Annotated in this window: 29 protein-coding genes; 13 read left to right on the forward strand and 16 right to left on the reverse strand. The window is 42.0% G+C overall.

All coding sequences use genetic code 11. The features are described from left to right. From ACFSVN_RS08950 to ACFSVN_RS08965, 4 genes are all read left to right on the forward strand, one after another. Positions 1 to 705, forward strand: coding sequence for a cytidine deaminase (locus ACFSVN_RS08950; RefSeq protein WP_390301236.1), 705 nt, complete (start codon positions 1 to 3; stop codon positions 703 to 705). After that, positions 706 to 1,350: a hypothetical protein gene (locus tag ACFSVN_RS08955; RefSeq protein ID WP_390301238.1), complete on the forward strand. Its 645-nt coding sequence runs from the start codon at positions 706 to 708 to the stop codon at positions 1,348 to 1,350. 130 nt (positions 1,351 to 1,480) lie between these two features. Beyond that, on the forward strand, positions 1,481 to 1,657 hold the full coding sequence (locus ACFSVN_RS08960; protein WP_290873054.1) for a histone H1: 177 nt from the start codon (positions 1,481 to 1,483) through the stop codon (positions 1,655 to 1,657). Between the two features lie 93 nt (positions 1,658 to 1,750). Next, positions 1,751 to 2,050 carry a hypothetical protein gene (locus ACFSVN_RS08965; protein WP_390301242.1) on the forward strand — a complete coding sequence of 100 codons (300 nt, stop codon included), beginning with the start codon at positions 1,751 to 1,753 and terminating at the stop codon, positions 2,048 to 2,050. On the opposite strand, the gene ACFSVN_RS08970 is transcribed toward ACFSVN_RS08965, so the two are convergent. The 6 genes from ACFSVN_RS08970 to alaS all read right to left on the reverse strand — a co-directional run bounded on the left by ACFSVN_RS08970 (position 2,047) and on the right by alaS (position 9,835). Beyond that, positions 2,047 to 2,586 carry a hypothetical protein gene (locus tag ACFSVN_RS08970; RefSeq protein ID WP_390301245.1) on the reverse strand — a complete coding sequence of 180 codons (540 nt, stop codon included), beginning with the start codon at positions 2,584 to 2,586 and terminating at the stop codon, positions 2,047 to 2,049. The two genes, ACFSVN_RS08965 and ACFSVN_RS08970, sit on opposite strands and share 4 nt — an antisense overlap. A gap of 21 nt (positions 2,587 to 2,607) precedes the next feature. Then, entirely contained in the window at positions 2,608 to 3,072 is a 465-nt protein-coding gene (locus tag ACFSVN_RS08975; protein ID WP_390301247.1) for a nuclear transport factor 2 family protein, read from the reverse strand. Between the two features lie 294 nt (positions 3,073 to 3,366). Beyond that, positions 3,367 to 4,638: a pyruvate dehydrogenase complex dihydrolipoamide acetyltransferase gene (locus tag ACFSVN_RS08980; RefSeq protein WP_390301250.1), complete on the reverse strand. Its 1,272-nt coding sequence runs from the start codon at positions 4,636 to 4,638 to the stop codon at positions 3,367 to 3,369. 138 nt (positions 4,639 to 4,776) lie between these two features. After that, positions 4,777 to 5,760: a pyruvate dehydrogenase complex E1 component subunit beta gene (locus ACFSVN_RS08985; protein ID WP_390301253.1), complete on the reverse strand. Its 984-nt coding sequence runs from the start codon at positions 5,758 to 5,760 to the stop codon at positions 4,777 to 4,779. Between the two features lie 24 nt (positions 5,761 to 5,784). Then, positions 5,785 to 6,885 (reverse strand): pyruvate dehydrogenase (acetyl-transferring) E1 component subunit alpha, encoded by a 1,101-nt coding sequence (gene pdhA / locus ACFSVN_RS08990; RefSeq protein WP_390301256.1) that lies wholly within the window; start codon positions 6,883 to 6,885, stop codon positions 5,785 to 5,787. A gap of 280 nt (positions 6,886 to 7,165) precedes the next feature. Then, positions 7,166 to 9,835 (reverse strand): alanine--tRNA ligase, encoded by a 2,670-nt coding sequence (gene alaS / locus ACFSVN_RS08995; RefSeq protein ID WP_390301259.1) that lies wholly within the window; start codon positions 9,833 to 9,835, stop codon positions 7,166 to 7,168. Positions 9,836 to 10,121: 286 nt separating this feature from the next. Here alaS and ACFSVN_RS09000 point away from each other — a divergent pair, with 286 nt between their 5' ends. The 7 genes from ACFSVN_RS09000 (at position 10,122) to ACFSVN_RS09030 (ending at position 15,475) form a co-directional block, all read left to right on the forward strand. Beyond that, positions 10,122 to 11,699 carry a tetratricopeptide repeat protein gene (locus tag ACFSVN_RS09000; RefSeq protein ID WP_390301262.1) on the forward strand — a complete coding sequence of 526 codons (1,578 nt, stop codon included), beginning with the start codon at positions 10,122 to 10,124 and terminating at the stop codon, positions 11,697 to 11,699. 159 nt (positions 11,700 to 11,858) lie between these two features. Further along, entirely contained in the window at positions 11,859 to 12,464 is a 606-nt protein-coding gene (locus tag ACFSVN_RS09005) for a hypothetical protein (RefSeq protein WP_390301265.1), read from the forward strand. A 6-nt stretch (positions 12,465 to 12,470) separates the two neighbouring features. Further along, the gene (locus ACFSVN_RS09010; RefSeq protein WP_390301268.1) at positions 12,471 to 12,770 is read left to right on the forward strand and encodes a winged helix-turn-helix domain-containing protein; all 300 of its coding nucleotides are present in this window, start codon (positions 12,471 to 12,473) and stop codon (positions 12,768 to 12,770) included. 2 nt (positions 12,771 to 12,772) lie between these two features. Beyond that, entirely contained in the window at positions 12,773 to 12,967 is a 195-nt protein-coding gene (locus ACFSVN_RS09015; RefSeq protein WP_390301271.1) for a hypothetical protein, read from the forward strand. 71 nt (positions 12,968 to 13,038) lie between these two features. Further along, complete coding sequence (locus tag ACFSVN_RS09020; RefSeq protein ID WP_390301274.1) at positions 13,039 to 14,145, forward strand: hypothetical protein; 1,107 nt, start codon at positions 13,039 to 13,041, stop codon at positions 14,143 to 14,145. A gap of 60 nt (positions 14,146 to 14,205) precedes the next feature. Continuing rightward, positions 14,206 to 14,772, forward strand: a complete 567-nt coding sequence (locus ACFSVN_RS09025; RefSeq protein ID WP_390301277.1) for a hypothetical protein — start codon at positions 14,206 to 14,208, stop codon at positions 14,770 to 14,772. 130 nt (positions 14,773 to 14,902) lie between these two features. Further along, complete coding sequence (locus ACFSVN_RS09030; RefSeq protein WP_390301280.1) at positions 14,903 to 15,475, forward strand: DUF502 domain-containing protein; 573 nt, start codon at positions 14,903 to 14,905, stop codon at positions 15,473 to 15,475. 21 nt (positions 15,476 to 15,496) lie between these two features. Here ACFSVN_RS09030 and ACFSVN_RS09035 read toward each other — a convergent pair whose 3' ends face one another. From ACFSVN_RS09035 to ACFSVN_RS09055, 5 genes are all read right to left on the reverse strand, one after another. Next, positions 15,497 to 16,420, reverse strand: a complete 924-nt coding sequence (locus tag ACFSVN_RS09035; RefSeq protein WP_390301283.1) for a ferredoxin reductase domain-containing protein — start codon at positions 16,418 to 16,420, stop codon at positions 15,497 to 15,499. An 82-nt stretch (positions 16,421 to 16,502) separates the two neighbouring features. Continuing rightward, positions 16,503 to 17,069 carry an outer membrane protein gene (locus ACFSVN_RS09040; protein WP_390301286.1) on the reverse strand — a complete coding sequence of 189 codons (567 nt, stop codon included), beginning with the start codon at positions 17,067 to 17,069 and terminating at the stop codon, positions 16,503 to 16,505. A gap of 70 nt (positions 17,070 to 17,139) precedes the next feature. Beyond that, the gene (locus tag ACFSVN_RS09045; protein WP_390301289.1) at positions 17,140 to 17,916 is read right to left on the reverse strand and encodes a hypothetical protein; all 777 of its coding nucleotides are present in this window, start codon (positions 17,914 to 17,916) and stop codon (positions 17,140 to 17,142) included. A gap of 59 nt (positions 17,917 to 17,975) precedes the next feature. After that, a complete protein-coding gene (locus ACFSVN_RS09050) occupies positions 17,976 to 18,347 on the reverse strand; it encodes a response regulator (protein WP_390301292.1) in 372 nt (123 codons plus the stop codon). Between the two features lie 111 nt (positions 18,348 to 18,458). Continuing rightward, entirely contained in the window at positions 18,459 to 19,319 is an 861-nt protein-coding gene (locus ACFSVN_RS09055; protein ID WP_390301295.1) for a hypothetical protein, read from the reverse strand. Between the two features lie 111 nt (positions 19,320 to 19,430). On the opposite strand from ACFSVN_RS09055, the gene ACFSVN_RS09060 reads away from it, so the two are divergent. Next, positions 19,431 to 20,540, forward strand: a complete 1,110-nt coding sequence (locus ACFSVN_RS09060) for an FAD-dependent oxidoreductase (protein WP_390301298.1) — start codon at positions 19,431 to 19,433, stop codon at positions 20,538 to 20,540. On the opposite strand, the gene ACFSVN_RS09065 is transcribed toward ACFSVN_RS09060, so the two are convergent. From ACFSVN_RS09065 to ACFSVN_RS09075, 3 genes are all read right to left on the reverse strand, one after another. Then, positions 20,537 to 20,923: a MerC domain-containing protein gene (locus ACFSVN_RS09065; RefSeq protein ID WP_390302330.1), complete on the reverse strand. Its 387-nt coding sequence runs from the start codon at positions 20,921 to 20,923 to the stop codon at positions 20,537 to 20,539. The two genes, ACFSVN_RS09060 and ACFSVN_RS09065, sit on opposite strands and share 4 nt — an antisense overlap. Positions 20,924 to 21,026: 103 nt before the next feature. After that, the gene (locus tag ACFSVN_RS09070; RefSeq protein ID WP_390301302.1) at positions 21,027 to 21,281 is read right to left on the reverse strand and encodes a TIGR03643 family protein; all 255 of its coding nucleotides are present in this window, start codon (positions 21,279 to 21,281) and stop codon (positions 21,027 to 21,029) included. Between the two features lie 55 nt (positions 21,282 to 21,336). Next, entirely contained in the window at positions 21,337 to 22,029 is a 693-nt protein-coding gene (locus ACFSVN_RS09075) for a Bax inhibitor-1/YccA family protein (protein WP_390301305.1), read from the reverse strand. Positions 22,030 to 22,221: 192 nt separating this feature from the next. Here ACFSVN_RS09075 and ACFSVN_RS09080 point away from each other — a divergent pair, with 192 nt between their 5' ends. Beyond that, positions 22,222 to 22,431 carry a YgaP family membrane protein gene (locus ACFSVN_RS09080; protein WP_390301308.1) on the forward strand — a complete coding sequence of 70 codons (210 nt, stop codon included), beginning with the start codon at positions 22,222 to 22,224 and terminating at the stop codon, positions 22,429 to 22,431. Positions 22,432 to 22,523: 92 nt separating this feature from the next. Here the strand turns inward: ACFSVN_RS09080 and ACFSVN_RS09085 are convergent, their stop codons facing one another. After that, positions 22,524 to 23,381 carry a DUF5916 domain-containing protein gene (locus ACFSVN_RS09085; RefSeq protein ID WP_390301311.1) on the reverse strand — a complete coding sequence of 286 codons (858 nt, stop codon included), beginning with the start codon at positions 23,379 to 23,381 and terminating at the stop codon, positions 22,524 to 22,526. Further along, positions 23,378 to 25,240 carry a DUF5916 domain-containing protein gene (locus ACFSVN_RS09090; RefSeq protein WP_390301314.1) on the reverse strand — a complete coding sequence of 621 codons (1,863 nt, stop codon included), beginning with the start codon at positions 25,238 to 25,240 and terminating at the stop codon, positions 23,378 to 23,380. The genes ACFSVN_RS09085 and ACFSVN_RS09090 overlap by 4 nt, the downstream gene beginning before the upstream one ends. Between the last annotated feature and the right edge of the window lie 90 nt (positions 25,241 to 25,330).

The following is a 25,330-nucleotide window of genomic DNA, read 5'->3' on the forward strand; positions in this document are numbered from 1 at the left end:
ATGAACTGGAGTTCCCTAAATGATCGTGCTTATGCCCCCTATTCAGGAAAGAGTAAAGCCTGTGTAGTTGAAAGCAGATCGGGAAAGCTTTTTGCAGGTGTTCGCACAGAGAATATTTCTTACCCGATCACTATTCCCGCTGTTCAGGCTGCATGCGCTATTTGTTTGAGTGAAAAAGAAATCCCGGCAAAACTTTATCTTGAAGGTGATGAACTCGATCAGCTCCATTTTTGGAAAAAGGAATTTCAGCTCGAGATCATCAAAACGGATTCTTTACCGGAATCACCACTTGAAGACCCTCACAAAAAATGGAATGCTGACCTTGATATCACTGCACGTTTGAAGGAACTTCTGGATCAGGCCGTCATTCCTAACTCAGACTTCCCTGTTTCTGCGTTATTATTTACTTCTGATGGATATCTTGAAGGAGTTAATATTGAAGTCAGTGACTGGACCAAAGGACTCTGTGCAGAACGAGTTGCTCTATCAAAAGCGATCGCCGCCGGTGTCCGTGAATTCACCCGTTTAGAAATTCATACCAAGAAAGGTGAGATAAGCAGTCCTTGTGGAGCGTGTCGACAAGTTATAACGGAGTTTTTACCTTATAACGATATCATCTTACATCATGCTGACGGAACGAGTTCTGAACATCTCACTTTAGATCTTCTCCCCTTTAATTTTAAGTCTTCATCCCTAAAAAAATAAATGCCTAAGTCTTTTATTGCGGTCCTTGATCACGAACATTTAGAAAATTCCATATTTCTCACTTCTTTTGCCAAGTCACTGGCACAGCTCGGGGATAGAAAGGGAATCATCATTCACGGAGACAGCCCTTACACCGACCGATTAATACAGACCGGAATGATGCGGGAAGATGCCCGCCTCAGGGCTATTAAAGACTTGAACAAAAGGCTTATAGGGTTATTTGCCGATCAGGGAATCGCCACTATTGGGATACATGGTTTTCAAAAAGGGCTCGTAACCAAAAAAGAGGATAGTATTTATGTCGATACCAAAGCCCTTAATGCTCTTCACTCTACACCAAATTTACTCATCTCAAATCTTGTGGAACAAGACGGAAAAACGGTTCATCTTCCCCTCCCACAATTTACCAAATCGATCGAACAGAGTATGAGCGAGTCGGAGATCCTTCTATTTTCGAAAAATGAAAAGGATGAAATTCTAATTTCTGAATCTCAACATGAATTTACATGGGATGATATTCCGAAATCATTTGCAGAAGAATCCATTCCTGATGAGTTTCATAATTTCGGGCATTCCGTAAAAATCACCACTGCTAACGACTTTACCAACTGGCCTGATCTCAAAAAAGTGACTTTTATTAGATAAAAAGTAAAAAAAGATCATTTTATCCATAAAAAACGCTTTTTTTATTTGACTCAATAGCCCCGATTGAATAGCTTCAACGCAGTTTCTGAAAACAGAAAATTAAACTAACATATAATTTAACGGAGCTACAATGAGTAGAGTTGACGAAATCAAAAATCTCGTAGAAGAAGCAACAGAAGAAATGACTAAATTCTACGACAAGGGTAACAAAGCAGCCGGTACACGTGCTCGCAAAGGCCTTCAAGAACTAAAGAAATTGGCCCAAGAAATTCGCCTTGAGATCCAAGACATTAAAAATAACGGCTAATTCTACAGCTCTATTTTTTTTCTAAAAAGCCGCTTGAACGAGCGGCTTTTTTTATTTGTATTATATAATGAATCTAAAATAGGTAAAACATTTATGTACAACGATTTAGCTGACGCAGTAGAGTCTCTGAAGGATAAAGGATTCGACCATACTTACGAGTTGGGCGACAACTGTATTACCTGTAAAGAACTGGACGTGGAATACAGTACCGATAACCTCACAATTGTAGAAACCCATTCCTTTGACCAAGGAACGGACCCGGGCAGTGAATCTTCGGTTTATGCCATAAAATCTGATAATGGGGTAAAGGGCACCCTCATTATGTCTTACGGAATGTATGTTGATCCGGATAAAGCAAAACTTATCGACCGGTTGTTAAAAGCTCAGGATTAATTAGATCCGCTGTATTCTTCAGGTATGGGGTTATACTCCGATTCATGAGCCCAATAGATCGTTACTGACCACCAGCGTTCTCCATCATTAAATAGCTGAATGCTGTTTATTCCTTTATTAAAAGGCTCGGCATCCGTCTTACTGTTCTTAGATCCATAGGTGCTGAATAAATGAACCACTCTCCCATAGTGATGTTCTTCTCTATTTATCTCATATTCGTAGAAACCATTTTCAAGAAAATAGTTATCACTCATCCCGATATATTCTTCGGGACTATAAACCCTGTAAACATTTTCACCATCCTCATTCCGACCGGTAGGAATTAATCTGGCTTCTGGTATCACCAAATTCCTGAATCGCTCCCAATCTCGCGGCTCTCCCTTATCTCCTGAAATTGATGCATACAATGCCTCTATCAGGTTGTCAATGGTTTGAACATCTTTAGTCCTTTGTTCTTCACTGACCTGAGCTGTGGTAACTTCTGCCCCAAGAAGCATTATCAATAGTATTAAAGACAGTTTTTTCATTTGATCCATCCTGTTATGCTCCGCTTATAGCTAATCTACACAATTGTCTCTGCGACGTGTATCCACAATATGGAAGATCTTCCAGCCATCTGAAGTTTTCATAAGCTGAAAAGAATTTACTCCGCAATGTGAAAAATCTTCCCCCACATAAAACTCATAGGGTGTCCATGCTGAAGCAAGCTCACCATCAACCTTGATCTCATATCCACCGATCTTTTCGTTTAATCTACCGGGTTCAGCAGAGCCAATACTATTTACAAATGCTTGCAGATCACCACTCCTTATAGAAACCTCTCCCTGTTCATTTTTAACAATGGTTTGCATAATGGCGTCCGATGTAAAAGAATCAGCTACTTTTTGTCCATCTGCTTCAAGCATTCCTTCAAATAGCACTTCAATAGTGGTTTGTACTTCCTTTTTAGGTGAATTTTGAGCGTGCGTCGTTGCAGACAAGGTCATTACAAAAATGGTTGTGGCAAAAAGAATAGATTTCATGATTTCAATAATTCTGAGAAGTTTGTTAGAAAATGTAACTAGGTATTTTGGAATTAAACTTGTGAATGGAACGCGGATGAGATTGATCTTGCGGATGGTCACTGATAAAAATGGTGTAAATCACGAGCCGGTTCAAGCGTCTGCTTGGACCAACCTTGTCTATTTCAATACCACATCATCCTTCCGCGATTTTTCGGCCAATCAGCGTCATCCGCGTTCTATGCTATTGCGGTACAAAAAAAGCCCCGCACTTTATTCAAGTACGAGGCTTCCAATTACTTTGATCGTGCTATTTTATAACAGCATCGAAAGTGGGTTTTCCAACAGGTTCTTAACAGTATTCAGGAATTCTGCTGCTTTCGCTCCATCTACGATGCGGTGATCAGAAGACAGTGTCACTTTCATCCGCTTACCGGGAACAACTTCTTCGTTTTCTACAACAGGTACGTCGCGAATAGCTCCGACTGCTAAAATACAGGCGTTCGGCGGATTGATTATAGCGGTAAATTCTTCAATACCAAACATCCCCAGATTACTGATGGTGAAGGTACTTCCTTCCATCTGCTCGGGCTGAAGTTTACGGTCGCGTGCAAGTCCTGCAAGTTCTCTGGTTTCAGAAGAGATCTGTAATAATCCTTTCTTGTCAGAATGACGAATGACAGGAGTCATTAATCCTTCATCAATTGCCACAGCAACGGCCACGTTTACATCTCCGTGCTCTTTGATCACATCGCCATGCCATGAGCTGTTAACAGCCTGGTGGCGGGTGAGTGCAATAGAGCATGCTTTAACCACAATATCATTGAAGCTGATCTTCACGTCATTGGCTTCGTTCATTGAAGAACGAGCAGCCATAGCTGCTTTCATATCAATGTCGATGGTCTCATAGAAATGCGGATTGCTAAACTTGCTCTCTGATAAACGTCGGGCAATAGTTTTCCTCATTTGGGAAACTTTCACCTCACGACTTTCAAGGCTATCAAAACTCTGGGATGGGGCAGCTGCAGGAGCTGTTTCTTTATAATCTTCAATATCTGCTTTAACGATTCGTCCATTTGGACCTGATCCGCTCACTCTGGAAATATCAATGCCTTTATCCTCAGCCATTTTACGAGCTAGTGGGGATGCCAGTATACGTCCGTGTTCACCGGTTGAAGCAGCTGAATCCTCAGCAGTGCTTGAACTGCTTTCAGATTTTGGTGAAGTCAATGTAGCTGAACCTTCACTGCTTTTCGATTCTTCTTTATTCTCTGATGTTGATTCTACAGTATCAGATTTTCCGGAATCAGAAGAACCGGCATTTTCAAGGATCCCGGAGATATCTTCCCCTTCTTCACCCAACACGGCCATTAATCCACCAAGAGGGACGGCATCACCTGCTTCTACTAAAATTTTGAGTACGGTTCCTTCGTCAAAGGCCTCCACTTCCATCGTAGCCTTGTCAGTTTCCACTTCTGCAATAATATCACCGGCTTCTACCTTATCTCCTTCTTCTACATTCCACGATGCGATAACCCCTTCTTCCATGGTATCGCTGAGCTTCGGCATTTCAATCTTTATGGCCATAATCTTTTGTCTAAACTGTTGAGTGAGTTGTTATTCGTATTTGTGCTTAATTCAATGTAATGGGTGTAAAAGTAAAAAGGCAAAACGCAAAAGTGAAAAGTACAATAAAACTTTTCACTTTTGCCCTTTCACTTTTGCCTAATTCCTATAGGTAACTTGGTTAACTGCCTCGATCACATTCTTTGCATCCGGTAACCAGGCATCAAATAAATTTTTAGCGAATGGTGCGTTTACATCCGGAAGGGTCACACGCTGAACGGGAGCGTCCAGATAATCGAACGCTTCCCGCTGGATCAAAAATCCGATCTCGGCCGCAAATCCTGCAAACGGATGCGCTTCATCTACCACCACACAACGGTTTGTTTTTTTGATGGATTCCACGATCAATGGAAGATCCAGTGGTTTCACCGTTCTTGGGTCAATGATCTCTACATCCACTCCGTCTTTCTCAAGCTGAGCAGCTGCTTGTTTCACCACGTGATACATCTTTCCGTGAGCCACAATAGTCACATCACTTCCTTCCCGCTTCACTTTTCCTTTTCCGATCGGGATGATGTAGTCTTCCTCTTCGGAAACTTCGCCTTTCATTCCGTACATCTGCTCCGATTCCATAAATATTACGGGATTATCATCGCGGATGGCAGATTTCAAAAGACCTTTGGCATCATCCGGCTCAGAAGTATAGATCACTTTCAGTCCTGGGAAATGAGCATACATAGAATCGTAAGCTACGGAGTGCGTTGCGCCCAACTGACCTGCAGAGGCATTCGGGCCACGAAAAACTATGGGCATCGAAATTTGTCCGCCGGTCATGTAACCCGCTTTAGAAGCATGGTTAATGATCTGATCGGCAGCCAAAACCGCAAAGTTGAAGGTCATGAATTCCACAATGGGACGAAGTCCATTCATTGCAGCTCCCACGCCAATTCCCGAAAAACCAAGTTCTGAGATCGGTGTATCGATCACGCGCCTGTAGCCGTATTTGTCTAAAAGTCCCTCGGTAGCTTTGTACGCACCGTTATATTCGGCAACTTCTTCACCCATAATGAAGACTTTCTCTTCACGGTCCATTTCCTCATCAATTGCCTCTCGTATTGCTTCTCTAAATTGTAATTCAGCCATTACTTTATATAGTCAGTTTAAAAATTAGTTATGGAAATAAGGTTCATCTTCGGCAAACATATCATCGTAAAGCGCCGACTCATCCGGGAAGTCTGAGTTGTCCGCAAAATCCACGGCATCCAATACTTCCTGTTCCACCTTCTCTTCAATTTCCTCAATTTCTTTGTCCTTAAGAATCTTCTCATCTTTCAGATAAGATTTCAGTCGCTCGATAGGATCATTCTTCTGGTATTCTTCCAGTTCCTCTTTTGTTCTGTATTTCTGAGGATCTGACATGGAGTGGCCCCGATAGCGATACGTTCTAATCTCTAAGAAATATGGCTCAGAATTTTCTCGGACGTCTTCAGCAACTTCCTTCATAGCTTCATATACGGAAAACACGTCCATTCCATTCACTACCTTGCTCTTCATTCCATAGCCTTTTGCCCGATCCACGATCTCAGCGACGGTGTGACGACGAGCAGCGGTTCCCATAGAATATCCATTATTCTCTACCACAAATATAGCGGGTAACCCCCAAAGCTGAGCAATATTAAAGGTCTCATGCAAGGCGCCTTGATCTACAGCCCCATCACCAAAGAAGGTCGCTGATATTCTTCCGTTTTGGTTATACTTGTTTGCGAATGCGAGCCCGCCCCCAATTGGGATATGACCACCTACAATTCCATAGCCACCCCAAAAATGATTTTCGGTTTTAGCAAAGTGCATGGAACCTCCCTTTCCTTTAGAGCATCCGGTTTTCTTCCCGAATAATTCGGCCATTCCTTCATCCGGGGAGATACCTCGACACAATCCCCATCCGTGGTCGCGGTATGCAGTGATGATATCATCGTCATCATTCAGCGCAAACACGGTGCCGGTTGAAATAGCTTCCTGACCTATATAAAGGTGCAAAAAACCACCGAATTTTCCTTTTTGATATTGCTGCATGGCACGTTCTTCAAACCGTCGCTGAAGATACATTTGCTCATACATGGCTTTGAGATTATCTTCACTCAAGCCTAGGGATTTATGTTTCTTTTTTGTGGGAGCCGGCATGTCCACGCCTTTCTGGACGGCACCGTCTTTTTCATCTCCGATCCCACGGGGGGCAAAATTAATTTCGTTGTTCTTCTTTTTAGCCATAATTCTGTTTTCAAGTCATTCTTGCGTCAAAAGGGACGCAAATATATCCAATTTTTATGAAGATTTTTTGATTTGATTCCGATCATTACAATTGCTGACCATAAGGTTGTCATCCCGAGTGCTTCATAACACAAAAAGGACAATAATGTTTAACACGAGGGATCTCAAATTCTACTACAATTGAGATGTCTAATTTGAGATCCTTCGCGTAATACGATCTAATTTAATTCAGCCTTTTTAGCGCTCAGGATGACAACTGTTTGGGTTGCTCCATACTCAATTACTGAATTGATTCCTCGATCAATTCATTCACTTTTTCGAGAGCTTCGGTCAGTTTCTCAGGCTGACGACCACCTGCCGTTGCCAGATTTGGCTGACCACCTCCTCCCCCGCCAACAAGCCTTCCAAGCTGACCAACCAGTGCGCCGGCCTTCAATCCTTTTTCTTTGATAAGGTCGTCAGAAAGAGCAACCATCAGATATACTTTTCCTTCTTCCTCATCTTTGCTGCCCAACACGATAGCGGTATTTTCCTTGGTTTTCTGAAGACCGTCGTAGCCAAGTTGCTTCAGTGCATCCATATCGGCACCGGGGATCTCCCCTTTTACCAATTTAATGCCTGAATCAAGTGAGCCGGAATTTTGGATCAATTCATCCAGTTTGGCACCGGTGTTCTGCATCTGCACTTTATCGAGTTCTTTCTCAAGGGCTTTCTTCTCCTCAATCAGCTTCATGACGTCCGCAGCAAGATCTTGTGTTTGACCAATAGCACCTTTCACCTGCTGTAACAGTCGTTTTTCATTACGAAGGAGCTTGTCGGCCTGAGTTCCGCAAACGGCTTCAATTCGGCGAATTCCTGCTGCCACCGACGTTTCCTGTGTGAACCGGAAATAACCGATCTCACCGGTAGCCCCTACATGGGTTCCACCGCATAATTCTACCGAATACTCTTCATCAAAAGTGATCACACGAACCGTTTCGCCGTACTTCTCTCCAAACAACATCATCGCTCCGCGGTCTTTAGCTTCGTCGATGGGCACGTTCCGTTCTTCCTGCAGCGGTATATTTTCCTGGATCTTCTCGTTTACCAACTGTTCCACTTCATCCAACTGCTCATCCGTCATGGCTTCAAAATGAGAGAAGTCAAACCGAAGATGGTGTTCATCCACCAGTGAACCTTTCTGAGCTACATGGTCTCCTAAAATTCCACGTAATGCTGCATGGACCAAATGTGTGGCAGAGTGATGTTTTTGAATTTCAATGCGTCGATCCAGATCAATGGAAGCTTTCCAGGTACCTGAAAGATCTTCGGGTAATTTGTCTACATAGTGAATGAATTGTCCGTTATTCTTTTGAACGTCCATTACTTTGATGTATTCATCACCGTTTGTAATGAGTCCGGTGTCGGCCACTTGACCACCGCTTTCAGCATAAAAAGGTGTTTTGGAAAGCTGAAGTGCAAATCGATTCCCTTCTTTTCTATAGGCCAGAATTTCTACTTCAGCTTCGGCATCATCATAGCCCACAAACTCAAATTCATCAGATTCCTTGATCACATTCCAGGACTTGGTATCACTCTGATCCACCGAAAACTTACCGGCAGCACGGGCGCGATCTTTCTGCGCTTTCATGTGCTTGTTAAATTCCTCAACGTCCACTTCCACCTCACGCTCGCGGGCCATCAGCTCGGTCAGGTCTATCGGAAAGCCGTAGGTATCGTGTAATTTGAATGCATCTTCGCCTGAAAGCTTTTTCTTCCCTTCCACCATTTCGTTGAACAGTTCAATTCCTTGTCCAAGGGTCTTCAGAAAGCTCTTTTCTTCCGAGCGGATCACATTCACGATATATTCTTTCTGCGCTTTGATCTCCGGAAATACATCTTTGAACTGTTCGGCCAATACATCTACCAATTTGTAAAAGAACGGCTCTTTGAAATCCAATACGTCCCAGCCGTAACGAATGGCGCGACGCAAGATCCGACGAATCACATAACCGCGACCGTCATTTCCGGGAGAAGCTCCATCTGCAATAGAGAAGGTCACCGCACGAATATGATCAGCGATCACCCGCATAGCGATGTCTTTTTCTTCATCCTTGCCGTATGTCAATCCGGCCATATCAGCAATTTCATCTAAGAGCGGGGTAAAGACATCGGTATCATAATTAGAAGTCTTTTCCTGAAGTACGGCACATACGCGTTCAAAACCCATTCCGGTATCCACATGCTGTGCAGGAAGCTTTTCAAGGGAAGTATCCGGCTTTCGGTTGAATTGGATAAAGACCAGATTCCAGATCTCCATCACGCGGGGATCGTCCATATTAACCAGATCACGACCGGGCTTCTTTTTACGATCTTCATCTGAACGGAGATCGATATGTACTTCCGAACACGGTCCGCACGGACCGGTTTCGCCCATCTCCCAAAAGTTATCCTTCTTACTGCACTTTAGAATATGGTCATGAGCAATGCTCGTCTCACTTTTCCAAAGCTCTATGGCTTCGTCATCCACGGGCAAACCATCCGCTTCGTCACCTTCAAACACGGTGGCATACAACCGATCAGGGTCAAGGCCCCACTTATCTACCAAAAGCTCCCATGCCCAGCCGATGGCTTCTTTTTTGAAGTAGTCGCCAAATGACCAGTTGCCCAGCATCTCAAACAAGGTATGATGGTAGGTATCATGACCAACTTCTTCCAGGTCGTTGTGTTTACCGCTCACACGAATACATTTTTGGGTGTCGGCCGCACGTTTCCAGTTTTTCCCTTCATGCTTGAGGGCTTCCTCTTCGCCCAGAAAAATAGCTTTAAACTGATTCATTCCTGCATTGGTGAAAAGCAGCGTTGGATCGTTTTTGGGAACTACAGGAGCGCTGTCAACAATGGCGTGATCTTTTTCGGCAAAGAAATCAAAAAATTCCTGACGGATCTGAGCAGAAGTCTTGTTCGACATTAATTTGATGTGTGAGTGGTTGAATTTTACAGAGCCTTGAAGATAGGAAAAATATGGTTTGAACTCATCCGTGGATTGAAATTCGTTAACCGTTATTCGTCGATTGGTTAATCAGAAATGAATCTCGTTCCCAACGACCCCATTGGGACTGCCAATCCGGACCACCCGGTCCGTATGCAGCCAAGGCCCACTTCACAATTCAATATTTCGTAGTTCAATATTCAATATTCATTCCCTACCTTCTTTTTACATACCTACATTCCTCGAAAAACTATATAACAATAAAATGAAAGCATCCTTTATAATCCTCTTTTCCCTCCTGATCTTTTCAGATAACATTTTCGCTCAACTTGAGTACAATGATGAGTTTTTAGAACCCATGCCTTTATATGAGGAAGCTTTGGGTGACTTTACCCGTGAGATATCCTCAGATAATAAAGAAGCTCAGGCTTATTTCGATCAGGGGTATCAGATGATGTATGCCTTTGCCAAAGGTGATGCTGCTCGTTCATTTTATGAGTCGCGACAGAAAGACCCCAGCTGTGCCATCTGCTGGTGGGGTGAAGCCTGGACCTGGGGACCATATCTTAATGGCGGAATGCGCGACTGGGAAGCTCCAAAAGCATACGCCACTATTCAGGAAGCTTTGAGATTATCCAAAGACCATGCCACCGACAAAGAACGGGCCATTATTGAAGCCACTGCTGTGCGGTATGTAGAAGACTTTGAGAATTCCAATCGTGCTGCTTTGGATTCCGCTTATGCCGATGCCATGAGGGAAGTTTATGAAAGGTATCCCGACGATTCTGACATCGGGACCCTCTATGCTGAAGCTTTATTTTTGCTGGAACCACGGCGTGGCACGCGGGATGTAAATGATCCCGATGTTCAGTTTCTTCATGGAGTCTTGGAGGGCATCCTGGAAAAGGATATCAAGCACCCCGGAGCTTGCCACTTGTATATTCATGCCACCGAGTCTACCCAAAAACCGGAACTGGCAGAACCTTGTGCAGAATTCATAGGTAACTCCATTCCCGGAGCCAGCCATATCAATCACATGCCTTCCCATACCTGGAATGAAGTAGGCCGCTGGAATGATGCGGTTCGGGCCAATATTCAGGCATGGCACTCTGACCAGAAAGCAGCTGTGGGAAAAGGCTTTGCCATTTATCCTTCCCATAATCTGCATATGCTCCTTTTTGCAGCAAGCATGGATGGACAAGGTGCTTTAGCTATCCAGGCCGGGAAAGATTACGCTAAACTGACCGGCAATAATATGTACCACGTTTTGACTCTGGTACGGTTCGGTCGCTTTGATGAAATACCTGCCATAAATGAAAAACCTGAAGGAGATGTGGCACTCGGTATGTGGCATTTTTCACAAGGATACGCTGCTGTAAAATTAGATAACATGGATACAGCCTATGATCATTTAGAAGAGCTGCAAGAACTTGCTGCTAATTCAGATGGAAGATTCAGATTCCACAGTGCAGAGAATTTACTGGGAACTGTTCAGGGAATATTGGTGGGAGAGATCTACCGTATGGAAGGCGATAAAGAGGCTGCGCTCAAAGCCTTTCAGGAAGGTGTACGTTTTTATGATCAGCTTGATTACGACGAACCGGAACCCCTTCCTTTTTCTCCCCGACACTGGTTAGGCGCTCATTATTTAGAAATGGAGAAATTCGAAGAAGCCGCCAGGACGTTCAATAAAGAACTCGAGAACCACCCCAATAATGGCTGGTCACTTTATGGACTCCTTGAAGCTGAAAAAGCAATGGATATCCAAAATGAATCAACCCAAAAAGCATTTGATAAAAGCTGGGCCCGATCAGATACATGGATTCGAGGTTCAAAATTTTGAACTCATTTGGTAGTAGATGAGCAACTGTTAGCCTTGTATTAATATAATCTGTGATGACCCGCCCGATCCGTGTCATCCGCGTTCCATTTCAAAATTATTTTCAAGCTTCTATTGCAAAACAAAAAATTCATACATACTTTGAAATAAAAAGTACTTTGTATGAAAGAAGAACAGGATTACATTAAGGATATCGCAGAGATACGTTCCATGATGGAGCGGTCGTCCAAGTTTTTATCGCTTTCCGATTGGGCGGGAATATTAGCCGGAATTTATGCACTAGCCGGTGCATGGATCGCTTACAACGTTCTGGAATTCCACCCGGATAAGATCTTCTATATCTACCCTGATCTGACTGACATCATTTTGACCGCCACTGGTATTCTTTTTCTCTCCCTGGTAAGTGCCCTTCCCGATTCTCGTAGAAAAGCACTTAAGAATGATAAGAAAGCCTGGAATGCCACCTCTCGAAGATTATTGACCAGCATGGCTGTCCCATTATTAACAGGAGGGATTTTGATCATGCTCCTCATTTCCTATGGCCTGCTTGGATTGATCGCCCCTCTTACCCTGCTATTTTATGGATTCGCATTATACAACGCCGGATCTTATTCCATTGATGAGGTACGGATCATGGGTTTTGTGCAGATGACCCTTGGTCTATTGAATGTAGCCTTTATCAGCTATGGACTCCTATTCTGGGCCATCGGATTTGGATTGGTTCATATCGTGTACGGAATTTATATGTACTTCAGGTTCGAGCGGTGACCCACAGTGAACGTATCATTCGAAGATCTACATAAAGCATTTGAAAACCGGGTAAGGCTGGGAATCATGTCGGCCCTGGCTGTCAATGACTCCCTGGACTTTACATCTCTGAAGGAATTTTTGGAAGTGACCGACGGTAACCTGGCCACTCACATTAAAAAGCTTGAGCAGGAAGGATTTGTGGAAGTAGAGAAATCCTTCATAGACAATAAACCCAATACCAGTTACTCGATGACACAAACCGGGAAAAAAGCATTTGAAGAACATCTTGCTGTATTGGAACAAATCATCAAATCTCAACAATAGCCATGGAAAAAAATCCCTTAAAGAAACTAAGAATACACAAACTATTTTCACTTCTGACCATCTTCATCGGCTTTGTTTTGGTAACCTTCATGGTCGTAGTTGAAGATGAACTGGGTGCACTACCTCTGGCCCTGATCTTAGCTGGAACCGGATGGTATTTCATTACCCGAACCAAGCTTAGTTCTCAGAAGACATAACCATTCAAAAAAATTTACCTATTAACTTTGTAATTCAAAGTTCTTTTAAAATAAAAATCGCCCTGAACAAAATGACGACTCCAATCCTAGAATCTCAAGATAAAAATGCCCTCAAAGAGGCCGTGATCGCTTTTGCAATGGCAATAGTTGCAGCCATACTCATAAAACTGCCTGTTTTATTTGGAGTTGATCTGGATCAGAATGAGAGTTTCTACATCCGAAACATAAGTCTCTTCATGTTGCCACTTTTAACCGGCTATTTTGTGTGGAAACGGAAGATGGAATCCGGCAAGCTTGTCCTGCTTGCCTTTGCATTCATTGCAGCTCTGATCTTTGCCAACATCTATCCCTTTGAACAAGGTGGCGATACAGAAGCACTTTTGGCTTTACACCTGCCCATAGCACTATGGTTGATCGTTGGGATAGCATTTACAGGAGGAAGGTGGTTTCAGGGGAGTAGCCGCATGGAGTTCATCCGCTTTTCAGGTGAGATGTTTATCTATTATGTGTTGATCGCTCTCGGTGGTGTGGTTCTTGTTGGGTTCATGGCCCTTATATTCGAAACCATCGGTATTGATATCGAACCCATATTTGAATCGTGGATTCTTTCTTGTGTAGCCGGAGCCGTTATTATTGCAGCATGGCTTGCTGAGATTCGAAATGAACTGGCTGGGAATTTTGCCCCGGTCCTGGCTAAACTGTTCTCCCCACTCTTCGCCTTTGTGATCATCGCCTTCCTGGGAACTTTACTCTTTACTGAAAATGAGCTGATTGTGGATCGCGATGTGCTCATCGCTTTTGATCTCCTCCTGGTTGTAGTTCTATGCCTTCTTATCTACTCCATTTCTGCACGGGACACTGAAGCCTCTCCCGGTGTATTCGATATGATCCAGGTGGTGTTGGTGGTAAGTGCCTTACTGGCAGATACCGTCGCACTCTGGGGTATCTCCCAACGAATTGCTGAGTTTGGTTTTACCCCAAACAGAGTAGCTGCTCTTGGAATGAATTTGATACTTCTGGTAAATCTGAGCTGGTCGGCTATACTCTACCTCCGTTTTATCAGTAGTAAAACAAATTTCTCAACTCTTGAAAAATGGCAAACCGATTACTTACCGGTTTATGCGGTCTGGGCTGCTACCGTTGTGGTCATCTTCCCACTCTTATTCGGATTTGAATGATGCTATAACAACCTTTTAAAAACTCAGTTTTCAACAATAATCATAACACAGGTTACCATTATGAATACAGAACAAAATTTATCCAAAGCATTCACCTATCCGGCTGTTGTAACCGGATTGCTATTGCTCATTCCTTTGATCGCCATGCAGTTTACAGAAGATGTTGTATGGACACTTACTGATTTTATTTTCGCAGGGGTCATGATCTTTGGAACCGGAATTACCTATACATTAGTCACAAGAAAATCCAAAAATGCTGCTTACCGAGCAGCTATTGGTTTTGCGCTTTTCACCGGTCTTTTCCTCATCTGGAGCAACCTGGTAGTTGGGCTCATCGGCTCCGAGAATAACGAGTTCAACTTACTTTATTTTCTTGTGATAGGTATTGGAGTCATGGGCGCTTTCATTGCTCGTTTTAAAGCCATTGGTTTGATGTTTACCTTATTTGCCATGGCTGCAACTCAAGCAATGATTACTATAGCTGCACTTTTAACAGGAATGGCTGCAGTTCCGGGAAGCTCAGTTTATGAGATTCTTGCTGTAAATGGATTTTTTATCACCCTTTTTGTAGTTGCTGCCATGTTGTTTCGTTATGCTGCAGAAGAACAAGACCAGGAGAAAGAATAGATCGATTTTCGAATATCATTTGCCGGTCTGTGGTATTTGCAGATCGGCTAATCGTTAACATCTCTATAGGATTCACATCTTTTACGTTTAAATAGTAGATTCAGGGAAAATCAAAATCATCTGTGCTATTATGAAAACGATCCTGAACTATTTCTTCCGTGGAATGCTGATCATTCTACCTCTTTTTGTAACCGGATATGTTGTGTATGCAACACTTATCTGGATGAATGACCTATTCAACAATTTGTTGTTCAGCTGGTTTGAGTACGAGGTCCCGGGTCTTGGAATTGTAACAGGTTTTCTGCTTATCACTGTCTTTGGTTTTATCATGACCCAGACATTCACCAGACCTGTTGTCTATTTGTTTGAAAAGCTGATCACCAAAACCCCGCTGGTCAACATTGTGTATTCTTCTCTCAAAGACCTGACCGAAGCATTTGTTGGTGACAAGAAAAAATTCAAAAAACCGGTTTATGTGGAGTTCAGTGAACCTGCAGGAATGAAACGTTTTGGATATATCACCGAAGAATCACTAAAACATTTTGGGTTGAATGATGAGGTTGCCGTTTACTGCCCTCATTCTTACAACTTTTCAGGAAATTTATATATCGTGCCCAAAGATAAGGTGACCCCAATCAAAACAGACTCTACTGATTTTATGCGCTTTGTCGTTTCCGGTGGGGTAACTAAAATTCATGTCTAATAATGAAAGACATGAATTGTGCTAATATACTTCTTCGAAGCAGCGTGCGCCGGGTTTTACATTGCGGCGCATTTCTTCCCAATCCCATTCATCAGGATCCATATCCACATAATCGCCTTTGAGCAGCAAGTATTCTGAAAACCCCTTTTTTGCCAGGCTTTTATAGATCCCTGCTTCCATTCCTTTGATCCCGCAAATATAGACCAAGGTATTTTCCTGACTGAATATCGGGTCTAATATTTCTTCCTCATCCTCAATTGCTGTTTGAACATAGTATTTTGAGCCATCAGGTCGACGATCTTCACGGGATATTTTTGCGATATATCTGAAGTTATCGTACTTCTTTTCCATCTCCATAAAATAATCCGGATAAATGAGGTCTGTTCTATATGCTGCACCAAAGACCAGTGCGATCTTCCCCTTATAATCGGATTCCAGCAGTTCCATGATCATACCTCGAAAGGGTGCGATCCCTGTCCCTGTAGCAAAGAATACATAGTTGAAATCCTTTTCATTTTCAGGAAGCAGAAATCGTTTCCCGCTTGGTCCGGTAGCTTTAACTTTATCACCCGGTTTCAGATCAGCAAGATAATTTGAACAAACACCGGTGTATAGTTTCCCGTCCAGCTCCTCAATAGTTCTTTTAACTGTTGTGGATATCAGGTGTGACTCTCCCCCTTCCCCCACTGTTGGCGAAGAAACAGAATACAGTCTTAGTTTGTGAGGTTTCCCTCTTTCATCATTACCCGGGGGCAGAATACCAATGGATTGACCGATTCTTACCCTCCCCTCAAGATCGGTCCCTGAAACATCAAAAGTAACATGACGGACAAAGTTCGGGCTGCTTTCCTTTGTGCAAACATAATTTTCAACAACCGTGATCTCGGTCGGATCTTTGGGGGAGTATATATTCAATTCAACTTCTGGGAGCGTGATTTCCGCCATTGTATCTCTATAGGTGATTTAATTCAAAAAAAAATCCCGCAACTATTTAGAAGCGGGATTTCTAAAATAAGGTTTTTTCAGCTTAGAAATAAAATGTGAGTCCGACTGAAAGTACGTTTCCACTGAATTCTTTTTCAGGAATGCTATCATTACCGTCTAAGAAAAGATATCTGTAATCGAGATTAAAAGCAGCCGATTCTGAGACAGCCAGATCAGCCCCAAACCCTAAATGGTATCCAACATTCACCTCCGCATCATCACCGGGATTGATAAAACCACCGTCGTAATCATAAAAGGTGTAATAAGCACCGAGACCTGCAAGTCCATAAGGAGCAAAATTCTCAGATAAAGGAGCGAATAGCATCAACGAGCCGGTGACCGGTATCTGGCGAATGGTCAACTCTCCGTTGGTGGTAGTGTAACTTTGTTCACCTCTGTACTCAAGCGTGAATTCCCCGCCAAAATATTTCCCTTTGGATCGGGATTGTATACCAATGAACATGGTACCATCTTCGGCATCAGGGGCTTTATAGAATCCGAGTTTTGGTCCTATTCCGGAGGCACTTTCTATCAAGTATTGTTGAGCGAAAGCTTGTGAGAAAAGTGCCGTTATCGCTATTAAAGATATAAGTGTAACTAATTTCTTCATTTTAAGCAGTGTTTTATTTGTATTCACTACTTGTAATGAATAGAACTTTTATTGTTCCAAATACTAATCTTTATTGATTACTGATGCGATTCCGTATTAGTTCATCAACGGAGAGCCTTTCACCCCTCTCATTCATTAAACGTTCAGCCTGTTGATGCGTAACCCCAATATTTCCCATCCTGATAAGATTTTCCTTGGTCAATTCTTCCATCGTATATCCCAGATCCATCATATTACTCGTAAAATAAGCCGTTACGTCGGCCCTCTCAAGGTCCAGTAAATCCTGAACGGTAAGCTCATACCCTAATTCACGCATCATTTGTGTAAATGTAGTACTAACGCCTGCGTTTTCTAATTCGATAATTTCATCGAGGGTGATGTCAGGATAACCCGCATCCTGAATTCCAATTATATACGATGCACTTACACCGGCGTTACCTAATTCTACCATTTCTTCAAGGGTAACATCTGTAAAACCGGCCTCCCTAACTTGAGAAGTAAAAGTTGCAGTTACCCCCTCATTCCGTAAACCTATAAGCTCTTCATGCGTTAAGACACCATATCCCATTTCTTCCAGCCATGTTCCCATTCCATTCAAGAGCTCTTCACTGGGTTGATTGAGTTCCTGAACAAAGTTTTCGATCGGGTTTAGCTGAATGCCTGAAAAATTGATCTTTGAACCGGCATAAAAGGTAAGAGTAGCAATAAAAGCGAACAGTAAAATATAGTTGGCAAGTTTAGTACCAGACCTACCGCCTGATGAAGTCATTCCTCCATCAAAGTCCAACTGTCCGTCATCTTCAAGATCTTCTAGATCGTTTCGCAGGTTTTTAAATTTTGTATCCATAATAAATGCCCATTTTTATATGGACTCTCCTACGTTAAAATACTGAAAAAGATACGAAATTATTCCGGGACCAAGTCTAAAGAACGAGTAAGCTCACCAATAGTGAATGGCTTAGAAATAAGATCGATGCATTCAGTTGCTTTAGCCCGGTCATAATTGGCTTTGTCTGAATTCCCTGTTAGGTAGATCACATTTGTATCTATGTGCTGTTTGATCTGATTTATGGCTTCAATACCATCCATATCTCCCTTCAAACGAATATCCATAAGAATTATATTTGGCTTATGCTCTTTTGCCAGTTTAATGGCATCTTCTCCAGACGCAGCTTTACCTACCAGTTCATGACCTAACTTTTTGATCATATTCTCTACGACCAATGAGATTATCATGTCATCTTCTACTATTAGTATCTTATGTATTAGTTCTGCCAACTTGTATCCTATTCAGCTTGAGATTAATGTGTTACCCGACTATTAAGAGTATTAACGACAAAAAATGTTACAAATATTTGTTGTGACTTTGAAATTAAAATAAAAAGGTTCTCATTTAGCGACTAAATCTACCAAAAAACCTTCTTTGATATCTACATAAGCCAGCCATCCTTCAAAATTTTCGTTTGCACTATTTGAAATAGGCACTGCCCAGCAAGTACGTATCTGAAGGCCTTCTTCATTTTCAACCGGCAGGTATACTTTATAAGGTTGTTCAGTCACATCTTCTTCCTGAACGGTATAGATCGTCTCCTCTTCTGTATAATTTCTCATATCAATTTGCCACCCGACCATACCTTCCTGTACATCCAAATATCCAAAGTTTACAAATTCAGGTACTTTGAATTCTGAATACCAATTTCCCCAGATCCTGTTAACTCCTAATGCATCCAAGAAAACGATGATTTCTGTATTTGGTATTTCGACAGAATCTATAACCTGATTTTCAAAAGTAAGGCTCCACTCAATATTAGCACTGTATTCGTCGGGGCTCCTACAATTTATACAGCCCGGTTGTGGTGACATTTCATTTAAGACCAATTTTGAAGTGTCCCTTACCCCTGTATAGACACTGTTCTTTAGCAATGAACGCTTTGCAGCAGCAACCAAGGTGTCAGAATTATTCATTTCAATACGCACAACCGAACGGTTAGCTCTGTCGCAAGGGTTTTCTTCTTCATCTTCGAAAAGGACCTTACTGAAACCAGTTAAGCCATACTCGTTCAGTGTTGAGCACAAACGCCCATCATTGGCTTGGTGATATTCGTTGTTGAGCTCCTGCAATTCCACCATTTCTAAGCGTGGATAAACGGTAGGATATTCCGAAGGCCCATCTTCCGCGGTGAGTAAATTACACGAAATGCTGCCCAAAGTAATAAGAGCTATTACAACAAGAAGAGTAAATTTTTGCACGTCTTAGCCAATCTGTTTAAAAGTAAAATTACCAAAATAAGTTACTTGATACAACTTCAATAAGTACATACCATCATCTTTATTCTTCATTGAAAGCCGGTATATTTTACCATGATTAAAAAAGATAAGATCGCCATTATTGGTGCGGGTATAAGCGGACTAACCACCGCCTTTATATTTAACAATAAGGGATGGGATGTGACCGTAATTTCTAAGGATGATCCGCGTACCTCCTTCATGAATCCTGAGTTTTCGAGCTTATATCCGGCAGCCTCTATCATTCCTCATTCCGTATATTCAGATGAACTGCTTGATCTATTCAGGGTTAGTAACAACTATTTTCACTCTTTGTGGGAAGGAAAGTTCCCCGGCGTGAAAGTGAATGAACATTTTGAACTATTTGCTTATAACCAGCCTTTGCCAAATTATGCAGAATTGCTGACTAATCTGGAAACGTGGGATAAATTTAATCATGAATTTCACCCTGAACACCCGGAACATGCGGTCAAGTCCGGATGGAAATTTCGTGGTTTCTTTGCAGACTGGGGTATATACTTTCCTGAACTGATCGATAGAACATTAAATCAGGGAGTCCATTTTCAAAAAAAAGATCTTCAGCCCGGAGACCTTTCTGATTTACCTTATGACCACATCATTAATTGTTCTGAGATCGGTTCCGTTAAGCTTTTTGATGATAAGTATGATCTTATTTATCGCGGACACATTCTTCATATCAAAGATGCTCCTCCACTTTTCAATCTGCAGGGTAATCCGGTGTCCTATAATTTTTCTCCCGATCTCACGACTTATCAAAGTACTTCGGGTACTCTTCAGGATGTATACTGCTATCCTCGGAATGACGGTTGGGTGCTTGGTGGAAGTAGGCAGGAAGGAAGAATCAATGAGTCCGGAAACTGGGAAGGTGAAACTGTTCATGAGCCCTTTATGAAAATAGACGGGCTCAAGGTTCCGGCTCAAATTTTAGAGCTGCACTCAAAGATCATTCATCACTCTTTTGGGATCGACATTAGCAACCTCTCCCCACCAAAAGCAAAGATTGGTTACAGGTATATCAGAAAAAAGGATAATGGATTACGACTGGAAGCAGAAGAATTAGGTAATAAACTGATCATCCACAATTATGGACACGGGGGAGCGGGAGTAACATTGAGTTGGGGCTGTGCCTTAAAAGTAGCTGAGTTGTTAGAAGCCCGGGTTTAAGCCATCCCCATTTTGGTTTTGTAGTTTAGCCAATGACCACGAATTAATAGCAAACTCCCTACCAGAGTAACACCTGCTTCTCCATATTCACCAAGCTGATTATTGAATAGCCAGGCAAAAAAGATGATCGCCAGCCCAATGAATAAATATCCTGAAACGGCTTTAAGGTCTTTTCGATTTTTTACGGATAAGATCACAGCAGGTGCTATCGCCAGAAAAAAGACAAGATGTGTATACTCATGAAATTCTTCCAAAGCCGGCCAAAGAGGGATCAATGACACAAAGACCGGAACCAATAAACAATGAATGGCACATAACCCGGATAAACCTATCCCCAGTCGATCCCAGAACCCTTTTTTGTCTTGTTCGTTAGCAGTGCCGATCTAAACTTTGAAAACTGTTTTTGGTGGTGAATTTTTCAGAGCCCTAAAGGTAAAAAAAAATCATATTAGCTATGAGATTTTAATGAATCAAAAACCTTCTTGCTTAATATTGATTGGGACTAACAAACCTGTTTACCTCATCATTACGCTTCTTACGGTGCTTGGTTTTTCGACCGGATACTCTTTTTCTCCACATCCTGAAGCTGGAGGTTTTCATTTCTGATCGCATGAGCTCAATGGTTTCTTCTTCACTGAGTCCGAACTGAAATTCAATGGCATCAAATGGCGTGCGATCTTCCCACGCCATTTCTATGATCCTGCTTTTTTCTGATTTCGAAAAGTCTTTTGAATGATCCATGGGTTATCTTTTCCCATGAAAGACAAAAGTTGTATTAATTTCAATCCCGAAAAACTTACTTACGCTGCCCGAATATTCTCAGAAGCATAATAAAGAGGTTGATAAAATCAAGGTAGAGTGCCAATGCTCCCATAATAGCACCTTTACTTCCCTCTTCTGAGTTGATATCCAACTCCAGGCTCATTTTTTTGATCTTTTGCGTGTCGTAAGCTGTAAGTCCTACAAAGATCAAAACGCCGATGTATGTAATTCCCCAATACAATGTCTCATTATGCCAAAACATGTTAACTACACTGGCAATTATGATACCTATTAACCCCATAAAGGCTATGTTACCAATACTGGTTAAATCAGTTTTAGTGAAATACCCATAGGCACTCATCACCCCAAACGTACCGGCCGTAATAAAGAAGGTTGAAGCTATTGAACCTGAAGTATATACTAAAAAAAGGATCGAAAATGTGAGTCCATTAAGCGCCGAATACAACAAGAATAATGAAATGGCTTTAGTAGCATTCATATGATCGATTCTGCTGGAGAGCCAGACAACAAGCCCCAACTCTGCAATAATAATTCCAAAAAACAGGATCTGATTTCCGGCGATCACATCGATCAGTCCGGAATTCGCTGTTCGGAGTGCCACAAATCCTGTAATAGCTAATGCAAGTGCCATCCAGCCATACACCTTATTTATAAACCCTACCTGGATCGACTTTACCTGCTCTGCTGTTAAATGCTGTGTATTCATTGCTTCCTTTTAATAAATAATTAGTTAAAATTCGTGATCATGTATTAAGTTCACGAAACCTTCAAAAATAAAGTTTATTGTACAGTGAAAATACTAAAACTAATAGCCGTATGTATAGTTTGTATACTGATTATTACAGGATTAGTTTTTCTTTTTGAATGGATATTCTAATAATAAAATAATGAGGTTACTATGAAAAAAAATATGGGTTCTTCTGACAAGATCATTCGCTTTATTTTAGCTGCAATTTTTGTAGGTCTGTACTTCACCGGAACAGTAACCGGTACCTGGGGTATAGTTCTCTTAGTTCTGGCAGGCGTTTTTGTACTGACCAGTATGGTTAGTTTTTGTCCCCTTTATGCTCCATTTAGGTTGAGCACTTGTAAAACGAATGTGGAATAAAAAAAGCTCTGCGACAGACCACACAGAGCTTTTTAAACATCGTATCATAACTGTAATTAAGGGCACTAAATAGTGTCCTTAATTTTTTTTGATCAGCTACCAAACCAATAACTCACTTTCACTAAAAATACATTGGTCGGTTTTGCACTGAATAATCCGTCAAGGTCACGACCAATATCGAAATTACCTACGCCTGCGAAATCACTCCGCTGTTGCTGCCATACAAAGTAGAGGGTTGAACCCGGCATATATTCCCATCTAAACACAGCATTACCCTGTACGGAACGGAAATTAAAATTCGGATCGGAGAAGTTGATATCAGGTGAGTTTCCATTATCATCAGGACTTACCGTGTACATTCCATTTGATCTTGTAATACTTCCTTTGTCAGTGCCGTACACATCAAAATTATACGTTCCCGGTTCTGCAAATTCTTTGAATCTTGAGTATTCACCGGTAGAGATAAAAGGCCTTACATATGTCTGAAGACTCATTGTCGGCGAAAAGGTCCAGTTCAGACGGATGCTTGTCATAAGAGTGTGTTGTTTAATGTCGGCAAATACATAACGACGCCCAAAAGTTTGAGTAGCGTTGGGATCCACAGCAGTAGTCACATACTGATCAGTGTCTTTCTGGTAATTATATTGAGGAGAAACACTGATCTGAACCGAAGGCACAGGCATGAAATTCAAACCCACCCAAATATTGTTATCAAATTCACCGGAAGCATCTTTACGCTGATACGTTCCGATATTGAACGAAACTTTATTATTCTGATTTGAATTTATATTCATATTAAAACTTCCACTTTGGGGCATCTTTAAAATCGGCCCACCTCTGGTAATACGATCAGAATACTGGTTTCCACTGCCGTAATTTAAGTTATAATTAATATTCCATAGGTTCTCGAAGCGAATAAAGCCGCCTTGCGTATATCCGTCATTGATCAAATTCCATCATAGTTCCAGGCATGGGAATGAAAAGCATAAAACTCATAGTATTGCAGCCATTTTGGATCAGTTTCCCTGTATATCAAACCACCATTAATTGATCGGTAGTCTGCTCTGTTTTGAAAACCAAGGTCGTTAGTCTCATAACCGGGGCTCACTTCGGAATAGGTTAGAGAGGTCATCCAATTATCATCTCCCCCACGCTTCTGAATACTAACTTCAGTAGCAAAACCGGAAAGGTTCGTTTTATCAGAATCTACAGAAAGGTTTTCAGAATCTACCCGATTGTAATAACGCACCGGAGAACGCTGTGCCATCTCTATGGCTTCTGTGCTTCCGTTAATACTGCTGAATGAAAGCGCTCCGCTTGCGATCCAGTTTCGATCATTAAAACTATGCTCGAAATCTACTCCGCCTAAATAAGCCGAAGTCCTTAAGAAGTCTTTAAAATAAGTGTCTTCAATACTGCGATTTACCGCACTTGCGAACCCGCCTACATAAGTATTTCCGGCATTGAAATCCTTCTTGGTCCGTGCCACCATGTAATTGGTTGCCGGCTCTACAGCAAATGTATTCTCATCACCGGAAGGGGTAACGAAGTCCGCCTCTTCCTTTAAAGTGTAAGCATCTAAAAATCCAATGGACCAGCCATTTTTTGTTTTTCCGCTTAATTTAGCTGCAGTTGCAATAGTGGTAAAATCAGGCCTGTCAACAAACTCAGCATTTACCCCTGCACGATTTGCATTACCCTGTGGAGAGCGCCCTATCCTTCTCGAATAAAACGTGACCGGATTACCAAAACGGCTGAATGTCTTGGTATTTCCAAACTGGAAAATATCATTTCCTTCCAGAAAGAAAGGTCGACGTTCAGAAAAGAAGTTTTCGTTTGCGCTAAGATTGATCACCGCCGGGTCTGCTTCTACCTGGCCAAAATCGGGATTTATGGTTGCGGTAAGGGTAAGATCTGAAGTGACACCGTATTTAATATCACCGCCTATACCACCACCAAGCTGATTTCGATCATAATAAGGGTTATCTGCAGACAATTCCGGTGCACGAGTTACATCACCAGACACATAAGGAGTTATCTCAAGTCTTCTTGGTTCTTTAAGATTCCTGATCCCATTCAATCTGCCATACTTTGATACCATCGCATTGTCATTCTGTGAAACAGGAGCCCATATAGATACTTCCCCATTTCTTGATAACCTACGCTGGAAATTTATACCCCACTCCTGCACGTCACTTTGAGAACTGTACCTGAGTTGAGACAGTGGGATCTTGAGCTCTGCTGTCCACCCGTTTTCATTGATATTTGTCTTAGCTTCCCATACGGCGTCCCAAAGAATATCTTCACCTGTATCATCATAATAGAGCACATCCTTCTGAACACCCTTTGGGTTAACTGCAAAAGTGAATGCAGTTCGCATGTCGTTATAACTGTCAAAACTGACATATACCCAATCACTGGCTTCATTTCCATCCCGCCGAAATAAGGGAGCTTTTATAGAATCCGCATTCGATTCATGAGCTATCACACCTACATAGATATAGGAATCCGTGTATAACAGTCTAACCTCAGTTCTCTGAGATGGATCCCTCCCATCATTCGGAAACCGTTGGGTAAATTGTGTGGCTACCGGGGCATTGTACCAAATTGATTCTGACAGTATCCCGTCTAAATCCACACTCTCTTCTGAAGAGATCCTAACCGCTTCCATTATCGGATTTTCTTCCAATCCCGATCTGATCTCAGCTGATTTGACCGATATGGTATCACCTTTCTTTTGATAGGAATTTTGAGCAAAGGCACTCGTTACAAAACATACGTATAGCAAGGGAAGTAAAATTTTTCTCATAGTATTTTTTTATTAAAGGAGTCCTATCCCTGTAATCACCTATGTAGCTTTGTGTTACAGCTCCTTTTATTGTTTCAGATTACACGAAGA

Source organism: Gracilimonas halophila, assembly GCF_042684365.1.
GTDB classification, from domain to species: Bacteria; Bacteroidota; Rhodothermia; order Balneolales; family Balneolaceae; genus Gracilimonas; species Gracilimonas halophila.